This window comes from Streptomyces sp. 4N509B (genome assembly GCF_052245655.1).
Classification (GTDB): Bacteria; Actinomycetota; Actinomycetes; order Streptomycetales; family Streptomycetaceae; genus Streptomyces.
In genome coordinates this window covers 1-21,673 of sequence record NZ_JBQQBZ010000026.1, presented here as the reverse complement: position 1 = coordinate 21,673, position 21,673 = coordinate 1, and the positions used below count along the sequence as shown (strand labels likewise).

The following is a 21,673-nucleotide window of genomic DNA, read 5'->3' as shown; positions in this document are numbered from 1 at the left end:
CGGCTCCGGATCCAGATCCGGCGGAGGCCGGGCGCTGACGCTCGCCCACGGGCTGTGGCGCCGTGGCTGGTGACCGTCGGTCAGCCCGGCCGGACGGAGAAGCGGAGCGCGAAGTGGTCGATCGTCGCCGGGATCGGCCGGTGGGGACGCAGCGGCGTCGGGGGCCGCGGCAGGTACGTGTGGCGGGCCAGGAGTGCCGCGAGCCAGGTGGTGGCCGTCAGCAGCACGACGTTCTCGCCGGGGCAGCGGCCGGGCCCGGCGCTGAAGGGCACGAGCACCGGATTCCGCTCGGCGCGGCCGTCGAGCCAGATGTCCGGGACGAAGGCGTCACCGTCGCCGTGGGTGGCGACCGACGGGTCGGCGCGGTGGAAGTAGGGCGTGAAGACCGCGAACGCGGTGCCCGCCGGGATGGTCGTGCCGTACCAGGCCGTGTCGGCGGTGCTCTCCCGGAGCAGCAGCGGCGTCGTGGGCCACAGCCGCACGGCCTCCAGCACGCAGGCGCGCAGCAACGGCAACGGCTGCGGCTGGTCGAGGTCCACGCCCCCCACCTCGGCGCGGACGCGCGCGGCCTCGGCGGGGTGGGCGGCCAGCAGGGCGAGGGTCCGCAGCGTGGCGGCCCCCGCCGCGTCGAAGGCGAACAGCCAGTGCGGGATCTGCCCCACGGGGTCGGCGAGCGCGTCGTCCCCGCCGCGCGCCGCCGCCTCCGCCTCGCGCGCCGCGGCCTCCGCCTCGTCTCCGAGCAGCCGCCCGGCCAGGGTGTCCGGCGGCGCCGCGAGCGCCAGGGCCCGCAGCCGCCGCAGGAACTCCGCCCGCCGGCGGCGGTGCACGGGCACCAGCAGCGACCAGTTGGCCGCCGCCCGCAGCCGGTCCAGACGGTCGGTCAGCGCCCGTTCGTCCGCCGCCGCGTCGCCCAGGACGATCCGTCGCACCGAACGCCACCACGCGTCGGAGAACTCCTCCCACCCCAGACCGCGGGCCGCCGCCCGCCGCGTCAGCCCCGTCGCCTCCCGCCGCACCCGGGCCACCACGGGCCCTGCCAGCGCGTGCATCGGCCGCCCGCTGTCCAGCGCCGCCTCGTTGACCCGCCGCCGGACGGCCCGCGCCTCGCCGCGGCTGATCAGGACGCCGTGGGGCTGGAACTGCTCCAGCGCCCCGCGCTTCTCCCGGGTGGCCGGGCTGAACGGCTCGGGCGTCGCGCGCAGCACCCGCGCCACGTCGTCGGCGGCCAGCAGCAGCGCGACGGAACGGCCCGGCACGGGCAGCCGCAGCGGGCCGTCGCCGTGGCGGGCCCGCAGCCGGCGCACCACCTCGATGGCGGCGCGGTCGGCCTGGCGGCGCTGCGCCCAGGCCATGGCGCGGGGACGCCGCGCGATCAGGCCCTCGGCGAGGGCCGGCAGCACCACGCGCGTCAGCACGCGGGCCGCGTCGCCGGGTCCCGCGCGCGGCAGCGGTGTGGGGCGTGCGGGATGTGTGGGGGGCGGCGTCGGCGCCGCGCGCTCACCGCTCATGCGTCTCCACCTCCCGTGGCTCCCGCCTCCCGTGGCTCCCGCCGGCGCCCGCAGGGGCACCCCTCGGGGTGCCCCTGGCGGAACGGCGGCGCTCCGAGGAGCCGCACCTACCGGAATATCTCCTTCTCCACCTCGTTCGGCCCGTCGTAGCGATCCCGGTTCAGGTGGGAGAACCTGTCCACCAGGTCCTGCTTGGCGTGGTTCTTCTCCGCCGTCCGCACCAGGGAGTCGCGGTCCGCCGGGTAGCTCGCGCCCTTGAGGGCCTTCTGTACCTCGATGGGGTTGGTCTTGGCCATGATCAGACCTCCAATCGAAGCCCGGGTACCCGCCGGGGCCCGCCCCTCACGCGGGCCCGGACGATCGATCACCCCGGCGGTCACCGGCGTGTGAGGAACGGCACTCGGCCGCCAACCTCCCTGCGGCGACAGGGCGTTGGCCGCCCGCGCCCCTCCGGTAACGATCTTGGTCTTCTCGGGTGGCGGGCGGTCTGTCAGGGTGGTCTGCGCACTCAGCGGAGCAGAGTCGCCCGCTTCCCCTCCGTGACCTCCGTCACCCTTCTCCGCCCGGCCGACACCAGCCGACGTCCTGCCGCGCCGCCGGCCGCGGGCCCCACGCCGCCATGCCTCTCTCCCTCCCTGCCGGGCGCTCGCCCTGGCGCTCGCTGCGGCACCGCAGCATGCGCTGGTGGTCCGTCGCGAACCTGGTCTCCAACGCCGGCACCTGGATGCAGCTCACCGTGCAGAACCTGCTGGTGCTCCAGGTCACGGACTCCCCGGCGATGGCCGGCCTGTCGCTGGCCGTGCAGGCCGGCCCGGGCCTGCTGCTCGGCGTCCTCGGCGGCGCGGCCGTCGACGCCTGGCCGCGGAAGCTCACCGCCGCCGTGAGCCAGGCCGCGCTCGGCCTCGTCGCGTTCGCCACCGCCGCCCTCGTCGCGTTCGACCTGCTCACCACGCCGACGCTGCTGCTGCTCGCCGCCGTCACCGGCACGATCGCGACCGTGGACGGCCCGGCCTGCGCGCTGCTCGGCAACGACCTCGTGCCGCGCCGGGACGTGCCCTCGGCGATCGCGCTGGGATCGACCGTCCACAGCGTGGGACGGCTCGCCGGCACCGGCCTGGCCGGCGGCACGGTGGTGCTCTTCGGCACGGCCTCCGCCTTCGTCGTCAACGGGCTGTCCTTCCTGTTCGTGACGGCGGTCATCCCCTTCCTGCGCCTGGTCAACGACGAGCAGGAGGCGCCACGCGAGGCCCGGCGGGAAGCGCCGCCGGAAGTGCCGACACCGTCCGCGCGCCGGCCGGCGTGGCGCCGCGCCCGCCGCGACACCAGCACCGGCACCAGCACCAGCACCAGCACCGGCACCCGCGAAGGGCTGCGCTTCTTCCTCGGCCGCCCCCGGCTGGTGGCGCTGGCGGCCGTCACGTGCCTCAGCTCGGTCTTCGGCCGGAACTACGCGCTGACGCTCGCGGTGCTGGTCACCGGCCCGCTGGCCGCCGGCGCGGGAGCGTTCGGCACCGTGTCCACCGCGCTGGCCGTCGGCGGCATCGCCGGGGCGGTCCTGGCCGGCGTGATGCAGCGGCCGTCCGTGCGGATGGTCGCGACGATGGCGAGCGTCGGCGCCCTGCTCCAGATCGGCGCCGGGCTCTCCCCGACCGTGTCGCTGCTCCTGCTGCTGGTCGTCCCGATGGCGGTCGTGGAGTCGCTCTCCGACACGGCGGGCACCACCATCCTCCAGACCGACCCCCCGCCCCACCTGCGCGGACGCGTCCTCGGCGTGTGGCGCAGCATCAGCACCGGGTGGGGCCTGGCGGGCCCGCCGCTGGCGGGGCTGCTGATGGAGGTGCTGGGGGCCCGGGCGGCGTTGGTGCTGGGCGGCGCCGTGATCGCCGGGAGCGTGGCGGTCTCGGCCGTGGTGCTGCGCGTGCGCCGCCCGGCCCCCGTGCCGACTCCCGCCGTGCCGACACCCGCCGTCCCGACCGCCACCGCCACCGCCACCGTCACCGTCCCGACGGGATCGACGAGCCCGACGGCGGGAGCCGCGTCGCCGCCCTCCCCGGTGGCCACCGGCCCGGAGCTCGCCACGGTCTCCTGAGGGACGTCGACGCCGCGACGCCGCGCCGACTTGCCCGATACGTACCCGTCGGGCTATGCCACACGAATGGCACCCCTACGACGCTTCCTCAAGGACAACGGACTCTCGCTCGCCTTCGGCGCGGCGTTCCTGCTGGTGCTCGTCGGGCAGAGCGTGGCCGGGCACGCCGAGTTCAACAACCAGCGGGCCACCGAAGGGCTCGGCCCGCTGTCCTACCCCAGCTACCTCACCACCGCCGACTTCGCCGTGGACGTCACCGAGAACTGGCAGTCGGAGTACCTCCAGTTCTTCCTCTACATCACGGCCACCGTCTGGCTGCTCCAACGCGGATCGCCCGAGTCCAAGCCGCTGGACCGCGCCGGGCGCGGGACCGACGAGGAGCAGATGGTCGGCCGGTACGCGCGGCCCGACTCCCCCCGCTGGGCCCGCGCGGGCGGCTGGCGGCTGTCCGTGTACGCGCGCTCCCTCGGCCTGGTGATGGGCGGGCTGTTCGTGCTGTCGTGGCTGGCCCAGTCGGTCAGCGGCGTCGCCGCGTACAACGAGCTCCAGCGCATGCAGGACCAGAGCACCATCGGCTGGGCGCAGTACGTGACGTCGGCCGACTTCTGGAGCCGCACCCTCCAGAACTGGCAGTCGGAGCTGCTGGCCATGGCGTCCATGGCCTTCCTCTCCGTCTACCTGCGCGAACGCGGATCGCCCGAGTCCAAGCCCGTCGGCGCCTCCCACGGCGCGACCGACGTCGAGGGGTAGGCCGGGGGTCAGGCCGGGGGTCAGGCCGCCCGCGCCTGGCCGTGGTCGCTCTCCGCCTCCCCGTAGGGCCACCTCAGCAACGCCCCGAGGCCGCCGACCGGCGTCGCCGTGGGGCTGTCCCCCACACCGTCGGCGTCGGGCCGCACCAGGACCACCTCGACGTCCGTGGCCACGGCCGCCCGCAGCAGCGCGTCGTCCGCCCGCGCCGCGAACGGCTCCCCCGAGCCGAGGTACGCGGCGTCCGTGCGGCGCACGGCCAGCTGGTCGGGCTCCGGCCCGGCCCACACCTCGCGGCCCAGGTCTCCCCCGCCCGGCCGCAGCAGCAGCGTGGCGAGACGGTGCTCCCGCGCCGCCTCGACCAGCGCCGGCACGCCCTCGGCCGCGTCGTTGCCGAGTCCGGCGAGGAAGCGGTCGACCACCTCGGCGGTCCGCCGCCTGGCGCGCTCCGCGCGCGCCGCGTCGACGTCCTCGTCCAGCGATCCGCTCCCCGCGCCCGGCCCGCGCCCGCCGTGCTCGGTCTCCGTGGCCGCCTCGCGCAACGAGACGGGCAGGCGCTCGTGGACGGCGCGCCGCTGGCGCGGGTCGCCGGCCAGCACCAGCACCTCGGCGCCGGTCCGCCGCGCGTCGGCGGCGATCGCCTCGGCGACGAGGTCCGCGTTCTCCTCCAGGCTGTTCGGCACCTCGTCGGTGCCCTCGCCGGGACCGCGCCCGGGGAGGTCGGTGCCCCTCCCGACGCGGCTCAGCGGCGTGGTGCCGGAGACGTGCCCCGCCGACTCGGTCCGGTCGCGTCCCTGCCAGCCGCTCGGGCCGCCGCCGTGCCGCAGCTCCAGGTCGGCGCCGCCGCGGTCGACGAACGCCACCAGGCAGGCCGGCTCGCCGGCGGCGTACTCCACCAGCGGCGCCAGGCGGGGCAGCGGGCCGAAGAAGCCGAGGCCCCGGGGCGGCGCGGTGGTCAGCGGCACCGTGAGGACCACCTCCCCGGCCGTCGCGAACAGGGCCTGGCCCTGCCGGTCGGGTCCCAGCGCGAGCATCGCCTCGTACAGGGCGCGGCGGGTGGCGTCGTCCGCGCCCTGCTCGCCCAGCAGGTCGCGGATCTCACGCGCGTGCAGTTCCTGGACCTGGGCGTCGTCCCGCGCGTGGCGGGTCGTGGCGAGGTACGCCGACGCCCACGGCCCCGGGCGGCGCAGCAGCGGCTCGAGCACGTCCAGTCTCATGAGCGGCTACCGCCAAACGCGTCGAGCATCGCCTCCGTGAAGTGCTTCAGGTCGCCCGGCTTGCGGCTGGTGACGAGGGTGTTCGCGCCCTCGTCGACGACGACGGGCTCGTCGACCCAGTCGGCGCCCGCGTTGCGCAGGTCCGTCTGGAGGCTCGGCCAGGACGTCATGCGCCGGCCGCGCACGACGTCGGCCTCGATCATCGTCCAGGACGCGTGACAGATGGCGGCGACGGGCTTGCCCGCGTCGAAGAAGGCCCTGGCGAACGCGACGGCCTTCGGGTCCGTCCGCAGGAAGTCGGGGTTGGCGACCCCGCCGGGCAGCACCAGGGCGTCGAAGTCGTCCACGGACGCGTCGGCGACGGTCTGGTCGACGGGGAAGGTGTCGGCCTTGTCCAGGTGGTCGAAGGCCTGGATCCTCCCCTGCTTCGTGCTGATCAGCTGTGGGGTCTCACCCGTCGCGGTCAGGGCCTCCCACGGCTCGGTCATCTCGATCTGCTCGACGCCCTCGGGCGCCACGAGGAACGCGACGCGCATGGTGACACCTCTTTCCTTCCTGTTTCCCGGTCCTTGTCCTGCTGTGGCTGTGCTGCCGGCTCCTGGCCCTGGCCCGCCTTCCGCCGGGCTTCCGGCCTCGGCCGGTCCTCTGCCGGGCTGCTGGCCTCGGCCCGTCCTCCGCCGGGCTCCTCACCGGTGCTTCCGGCCCGGCAGCATGTCCTGCACCATCGCCCGCAGGCCGTGGCGCACCGCCCCGCCGGCCTCGGTGTCGCCCTTGAGGATCGCGGCGGCCGTGGACTCGATCTGCTTCCAGCTGGCGTGCGGCGGTATCGGCGGCACCGCCGGGTCGGTCAGGAACTCCACCACCGCCGGCTCGCGCGCCGCCATCGCCTCCCGCCAGGCCGCCTCCACCTGCTCGGGCTTCTCCACCCGGATGGCGTTCAGGCCCAGCGTGCGGGCGAAGTCGGCGTACCGCACGTCGGGGATGCGCTGCGAGGGCAGGAACTGGGGGGAGCCGCCCATCGCCCGCATCTCCCAGGTCACCTGGTTGAGGTCCTGGTTGTTCCACACCGCGACCACGAACCGCGGGTCGCTCCACTCCTGCCAGTACTTGGCGACGGTGATCAGCTCGGCCAGCCCGTTCATCTGCATGGCGCCGTCGCCGACCAGCGCGACCACCGGCCGGTCCGGGTGGGCGAACTTCGCGCCCACGGCGTACGGCACGCCACAGCCCATGCTGGCGAGCGTCCCGGAGATCGAGCCGCGCATGGTGCCGCGCATCCGCAGGTGGCGGGCGTACCAGGTGGCGACCGAGCCGGAGTCGGCCGTCAGCATCGCGTCCTCGGGCAGCAGCGGGTCGAGCACGTGGGCCACGTACTCGGGGTTGATCGGGTCGCCGTCCATCTCCGCGCGCCGCGCCAGCACCTCGTGCCAGCGCTCCACCGACGCCACGACGCCCTCCTGCCAGGTCCGCCGCTTCTTCCGTTGCAGCATCGGCGCCAGGCGGCGCAGCGTGGCGGCGGCGTCGCCGACGAGGTTGACCTCGTACGGGTAGCGCAGGCCGACCATGTGGGGGTCGATGTCGATCTGGACAGCCCGCGCCTGCTCGAAGTCCGGCAGGTACTGGCCGTAGGGGAAGTTGGAGCCGATCGTCAGCAGGGTGTCGCAGTCCCGCATCAGCTCGTAGGAGGGGCGGGTGCCGAGCAGCCCGATGGCGCCGGTGACGTAGGGCAGCTCGTCGGGCAGCACGTCGAGGCCGAGCAGCGCCTTGGCGACGCCGGCGCCGAGGAGGTCGGCGGTCCGCTCCACCTCGGGGCGCGCGCCGGCCGCGCCCTGGCCCACCAGCATCGCCACGCGCTCGCCGCTGTTGAGGACCTCGGCGGCCCGGTGCAGCGCCTCGTCGGTGGGTGCGAGGGAGAAGTCGCTGTGGTCGAGGCTGGAGGGCACCATCCGGAACTCGTGGCCCGGCGGCTCGTAGTCCAGCTCCTGCACGTCCTCGGGGATGATCACGGCGGTGGGGGCCCGGCGCGCGTAGGCGGTGCGCAGGGCGCGGTCGAGCACGTTGGGCAGCTGCTGGGGGACGGTGACGGTCTCCAGGAAGTCGGAGGCCACGTCCTTGAAGAGCGTGTGGAGGTCGACCTCCTGCTGGTAGGCGCCGCCCATGGCGCTGCGGTGGGTCTGGCCCAGCAGCGCCACGACGGGGACGTGGTCGAGTTTCGCGTCGTAGAGGCCGTTGAGCAGGTGGATCGCGCCAGGGCCGGAGGTGGCGGCGCACACCCCGACCCGGCCGCTGAACTTGGCGTATCCGGCCGCCGCGAACGCCGACATCTCCTCGTGCCGCGCCTGGACGAAACGCGGGCGGTTGTCCGCGCGCTGCCAGGCCGCGAGCAGGCCGTTGATGCCGTCGCCGGGGTAGCCGAAGACGTACTCGACGCCCCACTCACGGAGTCGGGAGAGAACGAAGTCGGCGGTGTTGTCCGTCATGGCGCCCGAGTAACCGCCTCACTGAGCCGAAAACCCGCCCCGGCTCCTCCCGCGCCCCCGCCACGACGTTTCTCCCCGTGAGGAGGGGTACCCGGAGCGGACGAAGCTGTCAGTCGGGACGAAGCTGTCAGTCGGGACACAGTCGGGAAGAGAGCCGGTCATGGCTTACGGAGAATTCATGTCGACCGTGCGTGAGCGGGGCGGCTACCCCTCGGCGGACGCCCAGCGGGTCGTCGAGGCCGTCCTCACGACGCTCGGCGAACGGCTCCCCCACCGCTCGGGCGAGCACCTGGCGGACCAGCTGCCGAGCCCGTTGGACGAGGTGCTGCGGAACGCACCGGACGGCGAGGGGCGCGGCTGGGGGGTGGGGGAGTTCGTCCACCACGTCGCCGCGTACACGGGAGAGGACGAGGACGCCGCCCTGACGCACACCCGGGTGGTGTTCTCCGTGCTGGCCGACCAGGTCGCCGGCGGCGAGATGAACAAGCTGCTCAGCCAGCTCCCCTCCGGGTACGCCGAGCTCTTCGGCTACTCCGAGCTGGCCTGAGGCGACGAGAGAACGGGACGAGAGACGCGACGAGAGACGGGATGGAAGCCGTGGCGGTCAGACCGATCCTGATCCGACGCCCGCCCGAGCGGGTGTGGTCCGTGCTGTCCGACCCGGACAGCTACGCGCGGTGGGTCGTGGGCACCGAGGACACCGAGCTGGCGGCCGGCGCGTGGCCGGAGGTCGGCTCGACGTTGCGCTACTCCGTCAGGACGGGCCCCCGGGGCAGGGCCGAGGGCACGACCGTGGTCCGCGGCTGCGAGCCGCGCAGGCTGCTCGAACTGGAGGCGCGGGCTCCCCGGCTCGGCAGCGCGCGGATCAGCATCAGGATGCTGCCCTGGGGCGACGACACGCTCGTGATCGTGGACGAGCACCCGCTGACCGGCGCCGTCGGCTGGCTGCACAACCGTGCCGTCGACGCGGCGCTCCAGCTGCGCCACCGGCAGATGCTGCGGCGCCTCGCCCGCGCCGTCGAGGAGCCCTGACGCCGCCCAGGCCGCCCAGTCCGCCCAGTCCGCCCCGCCCGTGCCCCGCCCGCCCAAGCCCGACGCCACCCGAGCCACCCGAGCCACCCGAGCCCTCAGCCCTACTCGATCGACAGCCCGACGCCAGGAGGCACCCGATGACGCGGGTCGACCGGATCGCCGAGCCGTGGGGAACGCGCACGCCCTACGCCGCCGGACAGGCGTGGCCCGTGCGCGTGGACACCCACCTGGAGGACGGCGTCCACGAGGAGGACGTCGACCGCTGGGTGCGCTCCGCGTCGATCCTGCACTCCAACGGGGACGCCATGGACATCGCCGTCCGCGGCTCCCGGATCGTCGGCGTGCGGGGTCGGGCGACGGACCGCGTCAACCACGGCCGGCTGGGCCCGAAGGACCTCTTCGGCTGGCAGGCGGGCGCCTCGCCCGACCGCCTGACCGAGCCGCTCGTCCGCGAGGGCGGCGAGCTGGTGCCGGCGTCGTGGGACACGGCGATGGACCGGATCGTCGCGAGGACCCGGGAGCTGCTGGAGGAGCAGGGCCCGAGCGCGCTCGGCTTCTACACCACCGGCCAGCTCTTCCTGGAGGAGTACTACACCCTCGCGGTCATCGCCCACGGCGGCCTCGGCACCAACCACCTCGACGGCAACACGCGGCTGTGCACGGCCACCGCCGCGGCGGCCCTGAAGGAGTCCTTCGCCTGCGACGGCCAGCCCGGCTCCTACGCCGACATCGACCACGCCGACACCATCGCCCTGTTCGGCCACAACATGGCCGAGACGCAGACCGTGCTGTGGGCCCGCGTGCTCGACCGGCTCGCCGGCCCCAACCCGCCCGCCGTCGTCTGCGTCGACCCGCGTTCCACGCCCGTCGCGCGGGCCGCCACGGTCCACCTGGCGCCCCGCCCCGGCACCAACATGGCGTTGATGAACGGGCTGCTGCACGAGATCCTCGCCCACGACGACTGGGTGGACCACGACTACGTGGCGCGCCACACCGTCGGCTTCGACGAGCTCGCCGCCCAGGTCAGGGACTTCCCGCCGGAGCGGGCCGCGGAGATCTGCGACGTGCCGGCCGCGCGCCTTCGCGAGGCCGCCCACCTCCTCGGCACCTCCCGGCGGCTGCTGTCCACCGTCCTCCAGGGCTTCTACCAGTCCCATCAGGCCACCGCCGCCGCCGTGCAGGTCAACAACGTGCACCTGGTGCGCGGCATGCTCGGCCGCCCGGGATGCGGCATCCTCCAGATGAACGGTCAGCCGACCGCGCAGAACACCCGCGAGTGCGGCGCCGACGGCGACCTCCCCGGCTTCCGCAACTGGCACAACGAGGACCACGTCGCGGACCTGGCCCGCGTGTGGAACGTCGAACCCCTCCAGATCCCGCACTACGCGCCGCCCACCCACGTCATGCAGCTGATGCGGTACGTCGAGGAGGGCTCCGTCCGCATGCTGTGGGTCACGGGCACCAACCCCGCCGTCTCCCTGCCCGAACTCGCCCGGGTGCGCTCGATCCTGTCCCAGGAACGACTCCTGCTGGTCGTCCAGGACCCCTTCCTGTCGGAGACGGCGCAGCTCGCGGACGTGGTGCTGCCGGCGGCCACCTGGGGCGAGAAGACGGGGACCTTCACCAACGCGGACCGCACCGTCCACCTGTCGGAGAAGGCCGTGGAGCCCCCCGGCGACGCCCGCCCCGACCTGGACGTCTTCCTGGACTACGCCCGCCGGATGGACCTGCGGGACCGGGACGGAGACCCGCTCGTCGGGTGGCACGACGCCGAGTCCGCCTTCGAGGCGTGGAAGGAGTGCTCCCGCGGCCGGCCCTGCGACTACACCGGCATCACCTACGACCGGCTGCGCGGCGACAGCGGCATCCAGTGGCCCTGCGACGACGCGCACCCCGACGGCACCGAACGGCTCTACGCCGACGGCCGGTTCTTCGCCGCGCCCGCCGAGTGCGAGAGCTACGGCCGGGACCTGGTGACGGGCGCGCCGTGGGAGCCGGAGGCGTACCGCGCGCTGAACCCGGAGGGCAGGGCCGTGATCAAGGCCGCGCCGTACCTCCCGCCACACGAGCCGCCCGACGACGACCATCCCCTCGTCCTGATCACCGGCCGGACGCTGTACCACTTCCACACCCGCACCAAGACCGCGCGGGCCCCGCAGCTTGAGGCCGCCGCACCGGAGGTGTGGGTGGAGGTCTCGGAGGCCGACGCCGCGGCCCACGGCATCGCCGAGGGGGACCTGGTCGAGGTGACCACGCGCCGCGGCTCCGTCCGGGCCGCGGCGCGCGTCTGCGACATCCGCGACGGGGTGGTGTTCCTGCCCTTCCACTACGGCTACTGGGACCGGCCCTCCGGCAGCGGGCCGGACGGCGACGGGGAGGGCCGGGCGGCCAACGAACTGACGCTCACCGACTGGGATCCGGCCTCCAAGCAGCCCCTCTACAAGACGGCGGCGGCCCGGATCCAGCGCCTCGCGGCCGGCCGGGGCCCGGCTCCCGCACCGACGACGACGGCGTCCGCGCCCCTGACCCCGGGCGTGCCGGCCACGCGGGGTGGGCCGGCGGGCGGCGCCGAGGAGTCGTCGCCGACGGGGGGTGGGGAGGCGTGAGGATCGGCCTGCTCCTGCGGGAGCTGCACCACAGCGAGAACGCCCTCGTCACCCAGCTGTTCCACGTCTCGGAGCGGCACCGGGCCGACCACGACATCCACTATCTCGCCCGGGACCTCGCCGGCTGGTCGCAGCGGCACGTGCGCGAGATCGCCGACGTCGGGGACCGGTTCGGCGTCGCGCTGGACGCCGAACCGGCCGGCGAGCCGGCCCTGGCGGGGCGGCTGAGGGAGAAGGGCAGCGTGCTCGCCGGCCGTCGCGGCGAGGTGGCCCTGCTGGTCCTGCGTGACCTGCGACGGATCTACGTCGAGGCCGCCGGGGTGGTGGCCGACTGGGACATGGTCGCCCAGGCCGCCCAGGGCACGAAGGACACCGAGCTCCTGGCCCTGGCGCGTCGCTGTGAGCCGGACACCGTGCGCCAGATGCAGTGGGCCAGGGCCAAGCTCAGGGAGTCCTCCCCCCAGATCCTGATCAGCACCTGACCCATGATCCGGAAGGATTCCGGAAGTTTTTCAGCCTGACGGGCCCGCGGTCGTGATCTTCGCGCAGAGCCCTCACCCAACGGCCCCGCGTCCGATCGCAGCGGCACGACAGTGACCAGCCCCGATGGCGCCCTTCACGAACCACCTCGCCGCCTCCACACACCTCCACATCTTCCGGAATCTTTGCGGAAACCGTTGACACTCCATCGCCTCAGCTCCACACTTCAGGGCATCGACAGACGCCCCACCCGCTGTCGGTCCGGGTCGACCAACAGGACCTGGTCATCCGGTCGTTGGCCGCACGACCGCATCAACCGCCCCGGCGTTGGACGACGCCGACGTGCGGTCAGCACTGCTCTCCCAGCAACAGGCCCGAACGGGCCACGTCACGCTGCCTGGCCTCCGCCAGCCATCACGAGGAGGAAGCATGCACGAGCAAGAGAACACGACCCCCCACTCCGTGAACCGCCGGAGTCTGCTGTTCGGTGGCGCCGGCGCCCTGCTGCTCGGCGGCGCCGGCGCCCTGGCCCTGCCCGGCACCGCCCAGGCCCAGACCATCACCAACAACCAGACGGGCAACCACGGCGGGTACTTCTACTCGTTCTGGACCGACGCGCCAGGCACCTGCTCGATGGCCCTCGGCTCGGGCGGCAACTACACGGTCAACTGGAGAAACACCGGCAACTTCGTCTGCGGCAAGGGCTGGAGCAACGGCAGCCGCAGAACCGTCAACTGGTCGGGCAACTACAGCCCCTCCGGCAACAGCTACCTGTGCCTCTACGGCTGGACCTCGAACCCGCTCGTCGAGTACTACATCGTGGACACCTACGGCACCTACCGGCCCACGGGCGAGCACCGCGGCAGGGTCTCCAGCAACGGCGCCACCTACGACATCTACCGCACGATGCGGTACAACGCCCCGTCCGTCGAGGGCACCAAGACGTTCCCGCAGTACTGGAGCGTCAACACGGGCAGGCGGAGCAGCGGCTCCATCAACACCGGCACCCACTTCGACGCCTGGTCCCGCGCCGGCATGAGCCTCGGCAGCTTCAACTACTACATGATCCTCGCGACCGAGGGCTACCAGAGCAGCGGCTACTCCAACATCTGGATGAGCTGACCCCCGCCCGCTCGGCCCTCCCACACCGACCGCCCTCCGGGCCCCTGCCGTCAGGGCCCGGAGGGCGCAGCGAGAGGCCCACCACCGCGCTCACCGCGGCTTCACACCATCAGCACTCTCGCGCCACTGTAGGATGATCTCCTTTTTCGATCAGGGGAGATCGTGAAGCATCGTGTGCGAGGCACGGGCCTCGTCGGCGTCGCACTGCTGACGCTGGCCGGCTGCGCGTCGACAGACAGCGACCCACGCCCGACCGAGGGCCGCACCGAACCGTCGGCACGGCCCAGCGAGACACCGACCACGGGGGAGACGGACTCCGAGGCGACGGCGGAGGAGTGGGTCCGCCGGGCCCAGGACGCGGTCGCGGAGGTCACGGCGGCGCGAGCCACCGGCACCATGGAGTCGCAGGGCCGCGCCATCCACTCGGAGGTCGTCCGCAACGGCGACGCCTGCGCCGCCACCCTGGACCTCGCCCAACTCGGCGTCGCCGAGTTCGTGCAGATCGGCGACGAGGCGTGGATCCGACCCCCGGACACCTCCTGGCTGCTCACCGAAGGCGGCCGCGAGACCCTCGACACCTACGCCGACCACTACGTGCACGGCGACGCCAGCCACCCCGGCTTCCAGGAGGAGAGCTTCGGCTGCGACGTCTCCCTCGGCGTCCTCGACGCCGGCAGTCCCGACAGCGAGTACCGCTTCCGCATGGGCGAGGACACGACGCACGACGGACAGCCCGCCGTCACCGTCCTCCTGGAGGAGACGAACGAACTCGGGACCTCCACCCTCACGGTCCTCATCGCGGCGGAGAACGAGCCCCTCCTCCTCACGGCCAACGGCGAGATGACGTCGGAGGACGGCGAGAGGGTCACCGTCACCTCCGAGTGGACCGACTACGGCGACCCCGTCCCCGTCACCCCACCCCCCGCCGACCAGGTCGTCGACATCGACACGCTCGCCCCCGAACACAACCCCTTCGGCCCGGGAACGAGCATCGGGTCCTGACGGCCCTCACGCGCGCCGGGGATGGCCGAAATGTGACCGTAGACCGGCGGGCGTCCCGAACTTACGATCTTCGCAAGCGACACGAACGTGTGCTGATTGTGGAGCTACGAGGGAGGGGCAGTGGCGACACTGCGTGGCGGGGTGGTGTGTGGCCTGGCGCTGGTGCTGACGGCCGGCCTGTTCGGCGCGGGCACGTCCGGGGCGGTGGCGGCCACGCGGGCCTCGCTCCCGCCGCCCCAGCTCCTCGCCAGTCAGCTGGCGCTGGACTACGGCGGGCCGTGCGCGCCCCCCACCGACCCGGCCATGGCGCGTTCGCAGGGGCTCGTCCACGCCCACGACGTCGTCGACCCCGACGGCGACCGGGTGAGTGTCGAGTTCCGCGCGTTCTGGGACACGGGCGACGGGCAGGGCCACGTCGTGCGCTGGCGGTCGGGGCTGACCGACGAGAAGGCGTCGGGCTCCAGCTTCTCCGTGCGGTTTCCCGCCGCCCCGTCCGGTGTGCGCGTGCAGTGGGAGGCGCGCGCCTTCGACGGCGGCCAGTACTCCCCCTGGTCGGGAGCCGGCTCGGCCACGCGGTGCACCGTCTACTACGACGCCGACCCCCCGGCCGCTCCCAGCATCGTCTCGCCCGAGTACCCGGAGGCAAACCCGGCGAATCCGCTGGACCCCTGGCACGACGGCGTGGGCAAGTACGGTTCGTTCACCTTCGACAGCCCCGACGCGGACGTGACCCGGTACCGCTTCGGCCTCAACGAGGGCCCCGCGGCCGGCGACGAGATCGCCACGTCCAACGGTGCGGCCCGCACGGTCCGGCTCGTGCCCCCGGAGCCGGGTAGTTACGTGCTGACCGCCCAGGCGTTCGACGCGGCGGGCAACGCGTCGCCGGAGCGCACGTACCACTTCTACGTGCAGTCGGGCACGGCGGAACGCATGGCCTGGACCCTCGACGAGGACGCGGACGCGAGCAGCGCCCTCGGCCAGGGCGAGCCCTGGGACGCGACCCTCACCGGTGACGCGGCGCCCGGGGGAGGCGGCGTGCTCGGCGGCGGCCTCCGGTTGGACGGGGAGAGCGGCCACGCCGTGACCCGGGCGCCGGTGCTCGACACCTCCAGGAGCTTCTCGGTCTCCCTCTGGGCCCGGCTGCCCGAGGGCGGCGTGGCGTCCACGGCCACCGCGGTCTCCCAGGCCGGCAAGACGGGCAACGGCTTCCGCCTGGCGGTCGACCCCGACGGCGGCTGGTCCTTCTCCCGCACCGCGTCCGACGCCGGCGACGCCGAGGTGACGGCCGCCGGGCAGGGCCAGCCGGCGGCGCTCGGCGAGTGGACGCACGTCGTGGGGGTCTACAAGCGGACCGGTGGCGGCCAGCTCCTTCTCTACGTCAACGGGCAGCCGGTCGGGGCCGCCCCGTTCGCCGACGGCTGGGAAGCCCGTGGGCCGGTCGCGCTGGGCGCCGCGCTGACAGGGCAGACCGCGGAGGAGTTCTTCACCGGGGAGCTGGACGAGGTCCACTTCTACGACCACGGCCTGACCGAGGCCCAGGTCGCCGGCCTCCACACCCACGAGCTGATCACCACCGGCGGCCGCCCGGCCGTGGCGGTCTGGTCCTTCGACGAGGGCGCCGACGCCACCACCGTGGCCGGCCACGTCCAGCCGGTGCCCGCCCACGCGCAGGGCGAGGTGACGTTCGGCGACGCGGGGTTCCGGGGCAACGCGGCCTCGTTCACCTCGGGCGGCGGCTTCGCGGCCACCACGCAGCCCGTCCTCGACACCTACCAGTCCTTCACGGTCGCCGCCTGGGTGAGGCTCCCCGACGACAAGCCCAACCAGGACATGGTGGTCGCCGCGCAGAGCGCCACCACCACCTGGGGGTTCTCCCTGCTCCACGCCTCGGACGGCCGCGGCTGGACCCTGCGCCGCTGGACGACGGACGGCGACGACGCCTCGCTGGTGGAGGCCAGCGAGTCGCCCTGCACGGCCGAGGAGCCGGACTGCGCCGCGGCCAGGCTCGGGGCCTGGACGCACGTGGCCGGTGTCCACGACATCGACCGGCGGCAGATCAGGCTCTACGTCAACGGCGAGCTGGTGGCGACCGAGTCCTTCACCGGCCGCTGGACGGCACCGGGCCGGCTGACGATCGGCGCCGCCGACGGCCCCGACGGCACGACCGTCGGCGCGCTCACCGGCCAGATCGACGAGCTGCGGACCTTCGACCGCATCGCCACGGCGGACGAGCTGCGGCAGCTCTCCCAACAGCCCGCGCACATCACCGGGCGCTGGCAGTTCGAGGAGGCCGACCCCTCCGGCTCCACCACTCCCGACTCCTCGACCGTCGGCACGCCCCTCCACCTGAGCGGCGGCGGCGCGATCGGACCCGGTTGGATCGACGACGGCGCGCTGATCCTGGACGGTGTCGACGACCACGCGGCGACGGCCACCGGCACGGTGCCGCTGGACACCTCGACGAGCTTCTCCCTCACGGCCTGGGCACGGGCCGACGCCCTTCCGGAGGGCCCCACGACGGTGCTGAGTGTGACCGGTCAGCACCGCGACGCGGTCGCCGTGCGGTACGTACACGACCCGGAGAGCGGCCACGGCGCGTGGCAGCTGGTGGTCGCCGGTCAGGACACGGACACCGCCACCCCCGTCACCGCCCCCCACCGAAGGTTCCACGACGTGCGCGAGTGGAACCATCTCGCCCTCGTCTACGACGGTGTCCGCCGGCACGTCCAGCTGTACGTCAACGGCATGCCCTACGAGGCGAGCTGCCTACCGGACCTGGACCAGTACTGCGGCGACGTCTCGTCGGCCCACAACGTCACGACCTTCCCCGCCACCCACTCCCTCCAGATCGGCCGGGCCCGCACCGCCGGTGGCGCGTGGGGCGAGTACTGGGGGGGAGCGGTCGACGACGTGTGGACCATCCAGGGGCCCCTCAGCCGCGACCAGGTGAGCTATCTGGTCTCGCGATTCAACGGCATACCCACGGAGCTCCCCCCGGTCTCCTGAGACAGCCACACCCCGGGACCCGCTGTCGGGTCCCGGGGCCCGTTCGGGGTTCGACGGTTCCCTCCTCTCGGAGACGTCGAGAGGACAGAAACTCGTCGCGGCGGCTTCTGGTCCTGGCGGTCGATCGCCGCTCCACGCGACGACGCGAAGCGCCGCAGGCCGGCATCCGCCTTCCGCGTGGACTCGCCATCAAGGCGATCGGGCTTGACGGCCCCGCCCGGGCGGCTGCGACGCGAGCCCGTCGCGGTGGGCGGGCACTCGCCTCCGGCCAGCCGGAGTGGCACGCGATGGCACCATGTAGCACCACGGCAAACGCCTGGGTATGCTCGATGGCATGACAGCGCAGCCTGAGATCACGCAGCGCGATCTGCGGAACAGGTCGAAGGAGATCATGGACGCCGTCCAGCGAGGGCAGTCGTTCACGGTCACCCGCGACGGGCACGAGATCGGCGAGCTGATCCCTCTGCGTCGGCGGAGGCGTTTCGTCACACGCGCCGAGTTCACGGCGATGTCCCGCACCGCGCCCGACATCTCTCTCGCGTCCTTCCGAGCCGACCAGGACGCCACGGCCGTCCAGGAGACGGACGACCCCTATGCCCGGTGAGCACGCGGCGGGACTGATCGACACGAACATCGTGATCCTTCGCAGGTGGATCGACCCCGAAGAGCTGCCCGACGCGATGGCGATCAGCGCCATCACCCTGGCGGAGCTCTCCGCCGGCCCTCATGAGGTGCGCCGGAACGACGAGCAGAACGACTACGACGAACACACCGAGCGCGCGAAGCGGCTCGACGTCCTCCAGCGTGCGGAGAACGAGTTCGACCCTGTTCCCTTCGACGCCGAGGCGGCCCGCATCTACGGCAGGGTCTGCGCCGGTGTCATCGGTGCCGGGCGCAAGCCCCGGCGCCGAGTGGCCGACCTCATGATCGCCGCGACCGCCATCGCCGAGGAGCTTCCCCTCTTCACCACCAACCCGAACGACTACGCGGGACTGGAGCACCTGCTCACCGTCGTCCCCGTGACCCGCCCCCGCCCGTAGCCCGGCCCTGCCCTCCGTGCCGTGCCGGAACCGGTCCCGGCACGGCCGGGCCGGCGTGCCCCGGAGGACACGCCGCCAGGCACCACCCGTCAGCCGGCCGACGCCAGCCACGTCCGCGTCGCCGCGGCCGTCGTCCGTGCCCTCGTCGCCGCGTCTCGCGCGGTGGCCGCCGACGCCCCCGTGTGGCGCTCCGGCCGGAGCAGTTCGGCGATGGTGTCCGCGTCGAGACGGTCCGAGACGCGCGGGTCGGCGGCCAGCAGGGCGGTGAAGGAGCCGTCCTCCGCGACGGCCGCCGCCTGGGCGGCCTCGTACACGACGTGGTGCGCCTCGGGGCGGCCGATCACCCGCCCCAACTCCAGCATCAGCGCCTCCGCGGAGATCATGCCGCCGGACAGCTCCAGGTTCCGCCGCATCCGCCGCGGGTCCAGCCGCAGGCCCGAGACGATCAGGTCGACGCGTTCGAGCGCCTCACCGCTGAGGGAGCAGGCGCGCGCCAGCGTCTCGAACACCAGCGACGGCGCGTGGTCCGCCTCGTGCTCGCTGTGCATCCCCTCCAGCGCCAGCGGCACCAGCGCCCTGATCTCGGCCGTGATGCCCAACACGTCCTGCGAGAGCTGCGGGTTGCGCTTCTGCGGCATGGTGGAGCTGCCGACCGTCCCGGCGGGCACCGGCTCCTCCACCTCGCCGAGCTCGGTCGTCATCAGCTGGTAGACGTCGCGTGCCAGCCGGCCGCAGGTGCCGGCCAGCAGCCCGAGGACGCACACGAACTCCGCGAGGTGGTCGGTGATCGCCCGGGACGGCACGGCCATCGCCGTCAGCCCCAGGCGCCGCGCCACCGCCGCCTGGAGCTCGGGCCCCTCGTCACCGAGGGAGGCGAACGTGCCCGCCGCGCCCCCCAGGAGCGCGACGGCCAGCCGTGGCCGAAGCTGCCGCAGCCGCTCGACGTGCCGCTCGGTCTCGTCGATCCAGCTCGCCACCTTCAGGCCGAAGGTGATCGGCACGGCGTGCTGGCCGTGGGTGCGCCCGGCCATCACCAGCTCCGCGCCGCGCTCGGCGAGCGCCGCCAGCGAGTCGAGGACGCGGGCGAGCGTGTCCAGCAGCAGCCGGTGGGCGTCCCGCAGCAGCAGGACGTCCCCGGTCTGGGTGATGTTCTGGGTGGTGGCCCCCCAGTGCACCCAGCCGCCGTGCGGCTCGCCCACCACCCGGCTGAGCTCCGTGATCAGCGGCATCAACGGGTGGCTCATCCGGTCGACGTCCGCCCGGACCCGGTTGAGGTCCAGCCGGTCGACGTGGCAGGCGGCGGCTATGGCGTCGGCGGCCTCGGCGGGGACGATGCCCGCCGCCGCCTGGCAGTGGGCCAGCGCCGCCTCCACCTCCAGCCACCGCTGCCACCGCTGGTTCGTGTCGAACAGCTTCTCCAGCCCCGTCGCCGGTACGCGTCCTGCCGTGAAACGGCCGGTCATCTGTGCTCCGTCTTCCTGATGTTCGTGGGGGTGATCGTGAGGGGAGTGGTGGGTGTGGGTCGCTTCGGCCGCGTGCGCGGTCACCGTCCTCTCATCCGGTCGGAGCCGCCGTCAGGGAGGCGCCGGCGGGCGGGACGGACGCCGAGGACGACCGCTTCCTGCGCCGAGGCGACTCCAGCCGCGTCGAGACCGTCAGCACGAGGAAGATCAGCACGATCTGGAACGTGCCGTACGCGGCGGCGGTGCCGAACTCCGAGGAGTAGATCCGGTTGTAGATCTCCACCGAGATCGGGGCGTAGCCCGCCGGGTAGATCACGACGGAGGCGACGTACTCCCCGACGCCGTCCACGAAGGCCAGCAGCGCGCCCGCGATCACGCCGCGCGCGACGAGCGGGAAGGTCACCGTCCGCAGCACCCGCAGCGGGGAGGCGCCCAGGTTCCTCGCCGCGTCCTCCAGCGAGGGATCGACCTGGTCGAGCGAGGCCGCCGTGGACCGGAAGACCAGCGGCACGTACCGGACGAAGTACGCCACCGGCAGGATCAGCAGGGTGCCCACCAGCGTCAGGCCGAGGTTGGAGACCTGCGCCTCGTTGAAGCTCTGGGCGAGGTTCACACCGATGACCGTGCCGGGCAGCGCCCAGGGCAGCATGATCATGATGTCCAGCAGGGTCCTGCCCCGCGCCGGCCAGCGGGCGATCACCCAGGCCGCCGCCGCGCCGATGAGGATCGCGCCGGCCGTCGCCAGCAGGCTCATCTGCACGCTGACCGAGATCGGCAGCAGGCTGTCCTCCTCGGAGAAGATCCGTTGGAAGTTGTCGAAGGTGTAGTCCGGCGGCAGCACCTGCGTGGTCCAGGCGCCGTCCACCGAGAACGACACCAGGATGATCACCAGGATCGGCGCCATCAGGACCAGGCTCAGCACCGCGCTGCCGAGGAAGGCCGCGACGCGGGCGGGGCCACGGCTGACCGCCCGGTCGTGCTGCGCGCCCCGCGACATGCTGTGGTGCGTGCGCCGGCTCTGGTACCAGCGCATCGAGACCAGGAAGAGGATCGACACGATCGACAGCACCGTCACCTGCGTCGCGGCGAGCTCGTCGTCACCCGAGGTGCGGGTGGAGACGATCCGCATCGTCAGGGTCTGCACGTCGTACAGCTGGGGCGCGGTGAACGACGCCATCGACATCATGAACGTCAACATCGCGCCGGAGACCAGGGCGGGCGTCAGCATCGGCAGGATCACCGTGGCCCACACCCGTGCCCTGCCCGCCCCCAGGTTGGACGCGGCCGACTCCAGCGAGGAGTCCAGGCCGGCCAGGCCCGCCCGCACCGTCAGGTAGAAGAACGGGTACATCGTGAAGGTGTGCACCACCAGCACGCCCATGACCCCGCCGACCGCCACCGAGCCGGGGTCGATGCCGAACCAGGACGCCAGGGTGCGCGGCACGATGCCGGTCTCGCTGTAGAGCAGGACGAAGGAGACCGCCCCGATCAGCGGCGGCAGCGCCATCGGCAGGATCGCGAAGATCTCCAGCGCCCGCCGCCCGGGGAAGTCGAAGCGCGCGAGCAGGATCGCCAGGAGCGTACCGACGAGGCCGCAGGTGATGACCGAGCCCACCGAGACACCGACGGACAGCAGGAGCGCCTCGCGGGAGGTGCCCGACAGGAAGGACCGGTAGTTCGGCCCGATCCCGTCGCCGCCGAGGCTCTTGATCGCCGTGTTGGCCATCGGCACCACGACGAACAGCAGCAGCACGAACACGACCGGGGCGGCCAGCACGTAGACGAAGCGGTCGCTCGCCACGGACAGCCGGCGCGAACGGCGTCGCCTCCGCTTCGCGGCCGGCTGCGAGGGAAAGGCCGGGGACGAGGCGGCGGGGGAGG

The 21,673-nt window shown here is 73.4% G+C and carries 18 protein-coding genes; 11 read left to right on the top strand and 7 right to left on the bottom strand.

Features of this window, described 5'->3' with window-relative positions:
• Positions 1–80: 80 nt before the first annotated feature.
• Positions 81–1,508, bottom strand: coding sequence for a cytochrome P450 (locus ACTWP5_RS22130; protein WP_443222803.1), 1,428 nt, complete (start codon positions 1,506–1,508; stop codon positions 81–83).
• Between the two features lie 107 nt (positions 1,509–1,615).
• Entirely contained in the window at positions 1,616–1,804 is a 189-nt protein-coding gene (locus tag ACTWP5_RS22125; RefSeq protein WP_443222802.1) for a DUF2795 domain-containing protein, read from the bottom strand.
• Positions 1,805–2,127: 323 nt separating this feature from the next.
• On the opposite strand from ACTWP5_RS22125, the gene ACTWP5_RS22120 reads away from it, so the two are divergent.
• Both ACTWP5_RS22120 and ACTWP5_RS22115 read left to right on the top strand, forming a co-directional pair.
• The gene (locus ACTWP5_RS22120) at positions 2,128–3,597 is read left to right on the top strand and encodes an MFS transporter (protein WP_443222801.1); all 1,470 of its coding nucleotides are present in this window, start codon (positions 2,128–2,130) and stop codon (positions 3,595–3,597) included.
• Positions 3,598–3,663: 66 nt separating this feature from the next.
• A complete protein-coding gene (locus tag ACTWP5_RS22115; RefSeq protein ID WP_443222800.1) occupies positions 3,664–4,347 on the top strand; it encodes a DUF6766 family protein in 684 nt (227 codons plus the stop codon).
• Positions 4,348–4,367: 20 nt separating this feature from the next.
• Here ACTWP5_RS22115 and ACTWP5_RS22110 read toward each other — a convergent pair whose 3' ends face one another.
• The 3 genes from ACTWP5_RS22110 to ACTWP5_RS22100 form a co-directional block, all read right to left on the bottom strand.
• Positions 4,368–5,561, bottom strand: a complete 1,194-nt coding sequence (locus ACTWP5_RS22110) for a baeRF2 domain-containing protein (RefSeq protein WP_443222799.1) — start codon at positions 5,559–5,561, stop codon at positions 4,368–4,370.
• The gene (locus ACTWP5_RS22105) at positions 5,558–6,097 is read right to left on the bottom strand and encodes a type 1 glutamine amidotransferase domain-containing protein (protein WP_443222798.1); all 540 of its coding nucleotides are present in this window, start codon (positions 6,095–6,097) and stop codon (positions 5,558–5,560) included. The genes ACTWP5_RS22110 and ACTWP5_RS22105 overlap by 4 nt, the downstream gene beginning before the upstream one ends.
• Before the next feature lie 150 nt (positions 6,098–6,247).
• Positions 6,248–8,041, bottom strand: coding sequence for a thiamine pyrophosphate-requiring protein (locus ACTWP5_RS22100; RefSeq protein ID WP_443222797.1), 1,794 nt, complete (start codon positions 8,039–8,041; stop codon positions 6,248–6,250).
• Positions 8,042–8,219: 178 nt separating this feature from the next.
• Between ACTWP5_RS22100 and ACTWP5_RS22095 the strand changes: the two genes are divergently transcribed.
• From ACTWP5_RS22095 to ACTWP5_RS22055, 9 genes are all read left to right on the top strand, one after another.
• Positions 8,220–8,588 carry a DUF2267 domain-containing protein gene (locus tag ACTWP5_RS22095; RefSeq protein ID WP_443222796.1) on the top strand — a complete coding sequence of 123 codons (369 nt, stop codon included), beginning with the start codon at positions 8,220–8,222 and terminating at the stop codon, positions 8,586–8,588.
• Between the two features lie 50 nt (positions 8,589–8,638).
• Positions 8,639–9,073, top strand: a complete 435-nt coding sequence (locus tag ACTWP5_RS22090; protein WP_443222795.1) for an SRPBCC family protein — start codon at positions 8,639–8,641, stop codon at positions 9,071–9,073.
• Between the two features lie 137 nt (positions 9,074–9,210).
• On the top strand, positions 9,211–11,679 hold the full coding sequence (locus ACTWP5_RS22085; RefSeq protein WP_443222794.1) for a molybdopterin oxidoreductase family protein: 2,469 nt from the start codon (positions 9,211–9,213) through the stop codon (positions 11,677–11,679).
• A complete protein-coding gene (locus tag ACTWP5_RS22080) occupies positions 11,676–12,161 on the top strand; it encodes a hypothetical protein (RefSeq protein ID WP_443222793.1) in 486 nt (161 codons plus the stop codon). Before ACTWP5_RS22085 ends, ACTWP5_RS22080 begins: the two co-directional genes overlap by 4 nt.
• Positions 12,162–12,588: 427 nt before the next feature.
• Positions 12,589–13,281 carry a glycoside hydrolase family 11 protein gene (locus ACTWP5_RS22075; RefSeq protein ID WP_443222792.1) on the top strand — a complete coding sequence of 231 codons (693 nt, stop codon included), beginning with the start codon at positions 12,589–12,591 and terminating at the stop codon, positions 13,279–13,281.
• Positions 13,282–13,443: 162 nt separating this feature from the next.
• Positions 13,444–14,283, top strand: coding sequence for a hypothetical protein (locus tag ACTWP5_RS22070; protein WP_443222791.1), 840 nt, complete (start codon positions 13,444–13,446; stop codon positions 14,281–14,283).
• 120 nt (positions 14,284–14,403) lie between these two features.
• Positions 14,404–17,289 (top strand): LamG-like jellyroll fold domain-containing protein, encoded by a 2,886-nt coding sequence (locus ACTWP5_RS22065; RefSeq protein ID WP_443222790.1) that lies wholly within the window; start codon positions 14,404–14,406, stop codon positions 17,287–17,289.
• Between the two features lie 334 nt (positions 17,290–17,623).
• On the top strand, positions 17,624–17,893 hold the full coding sequence (locus tag ACTWP5_RS22060; protein WP_443222789.1) for a type II toxin-antitoxin system Phd/YefM family antitoxin: 270 nt from the start codon (positions 17,624–17,626) through the stop codon (positions 17,891–17,893).
• A complete protein-coding gene (locus ACTWP5_RS22055) occupies positions 17,883–18,329 on the top strand; it encodes a type II toxin-antitoxin system VapC family toxin (RefSeq protein WP_443222788.1) in 447 nt (148 codons plus the stop codon). Before ACTWP5_RS22060 ends, ACTWP5_RS22055 begins: the two co-directional genes overlap by 11 nt.
• 89 nt (positions 18,330–18,418) lie before the next feature.
• Here ACTWP5_RS22055 and ACTWP5_RS22050 read toward each other — a convergent pair whose 3' ends face one another.
• Positions 18,419–19,792, bottom strand: a complete 1,374-nt coding sequence (locus tag ACTWP5_RS22050; protein WP_443222787.1) for a class-II fumarase/aspartase family protein — start codon at positions 19,790–19,792, stop codon at positions 18,419–18,421.
• A 91-nt stretch (positions 19,793–19,883) separates the two neighbouring features.
• On the bottom strand, positions 19,884–21,673 hold a 1,790-nt coding region (locus tag ACTWP5_RS22045), incomplete at its 5' end, for an ABC transporter permease (RefSeq protein ID WP_443222786.1).

Bases quoted from the DNA above. Each gene is read 5' to 3' on its own strand.
- ACTWP5_RS22130 (WP_443222803.1), bottom strand. From the start codon at position 1,508: ATGAGCGGTGAGCGCGCGGCGCCGACGCCGCCCCCCACACATCCCGCA.
- ACTWP5_RS22125 (WP_443222802.1), bottom strand. From the start codon at position 1,804: ATGGCCAAGACCAACCCCATCGAGGTACAGAAGGCCCTCAAGGGCGCG.
- ACTWP5_RS22120 (WP_443222801.1), top strand. From the start codon at position 2,128: ATGCCTCTCTCCCTCCCTGCCGGGCGCTCGCCCTGGCGCTCGCTGCGG.
- ACTWP5_RS22115 (WP_443222800.1), top strand. From the start codon at position 3,664: ATGGCACCCCTACGACGCTTCCTCAAGGACAACGGACTCTCGCTCGCC.
- ACTWP5_RS22110 (WP_443222799.1), bottom strand. From the start codon at position 5,561: ATGAGACTGGACGTGCTCGAGCCGCTGCTGCGCCGCCCGGGGCCGTGG.
- ACTWP5_RS22105 (WP_443222798.1), bottom strand. From the start codon at position 6,097: ATGCGCGTCGCGTTCCTCGTGGCGCCCGAGGGCGTCGAGCAGATCGAG.
- ACTWP5_RS22100 (WP_443222797.1), bottom strand. From the start codon at position 8,041: ATGACGGACAACACCGCCGACTTCGTTCTCTCCCGACTCCGTGAGTGG.
- ACTWP5_RS22095 (WP_443222796.1), top strand. From the start codon at position 8,220: ATGTCGACCGTGCGTGAGCGGGGCGGCTACCCCTCGGCGGACGCCCAG.
- ACTWP5_RS22085 (WP_443222794.1), top strand. From the start codon at position 9,211: ATGACGCGGGTCGACCGGATCGCCGAGCCGTGGGGAACGCGCACGCCC.
- ACTWP5_RS22075 (WP_443222792.1), top strand. From the start codon at position 12,589: ATGCACGAGCAAGAGAACACGACCCCCCACTCCGTGAACCGCCGGAGT.
- ACTWP5_RS22060 (WP_443222789.1), top strand. From the start codon at position 17,624: ATGACAGCGCAGCCTGAGATCACGCAGCGCGATCTGCGGAACAGGTCG.
- ACTWP5_RS22055 (WP_443222788.1), top strand. From the start codon at position 17,883: ATGCCCGGTGAGCACGCGGCGGGACTGATCGACACGAACATCGTGATC.
- ACTWP5_RS22050 (WP_443222787.1), bottom strand. From the start codon at position 19,792: ATGACCGGCCGTTTCACGGCAGGACGCGTACCGGCGACGGGGCTGGAG.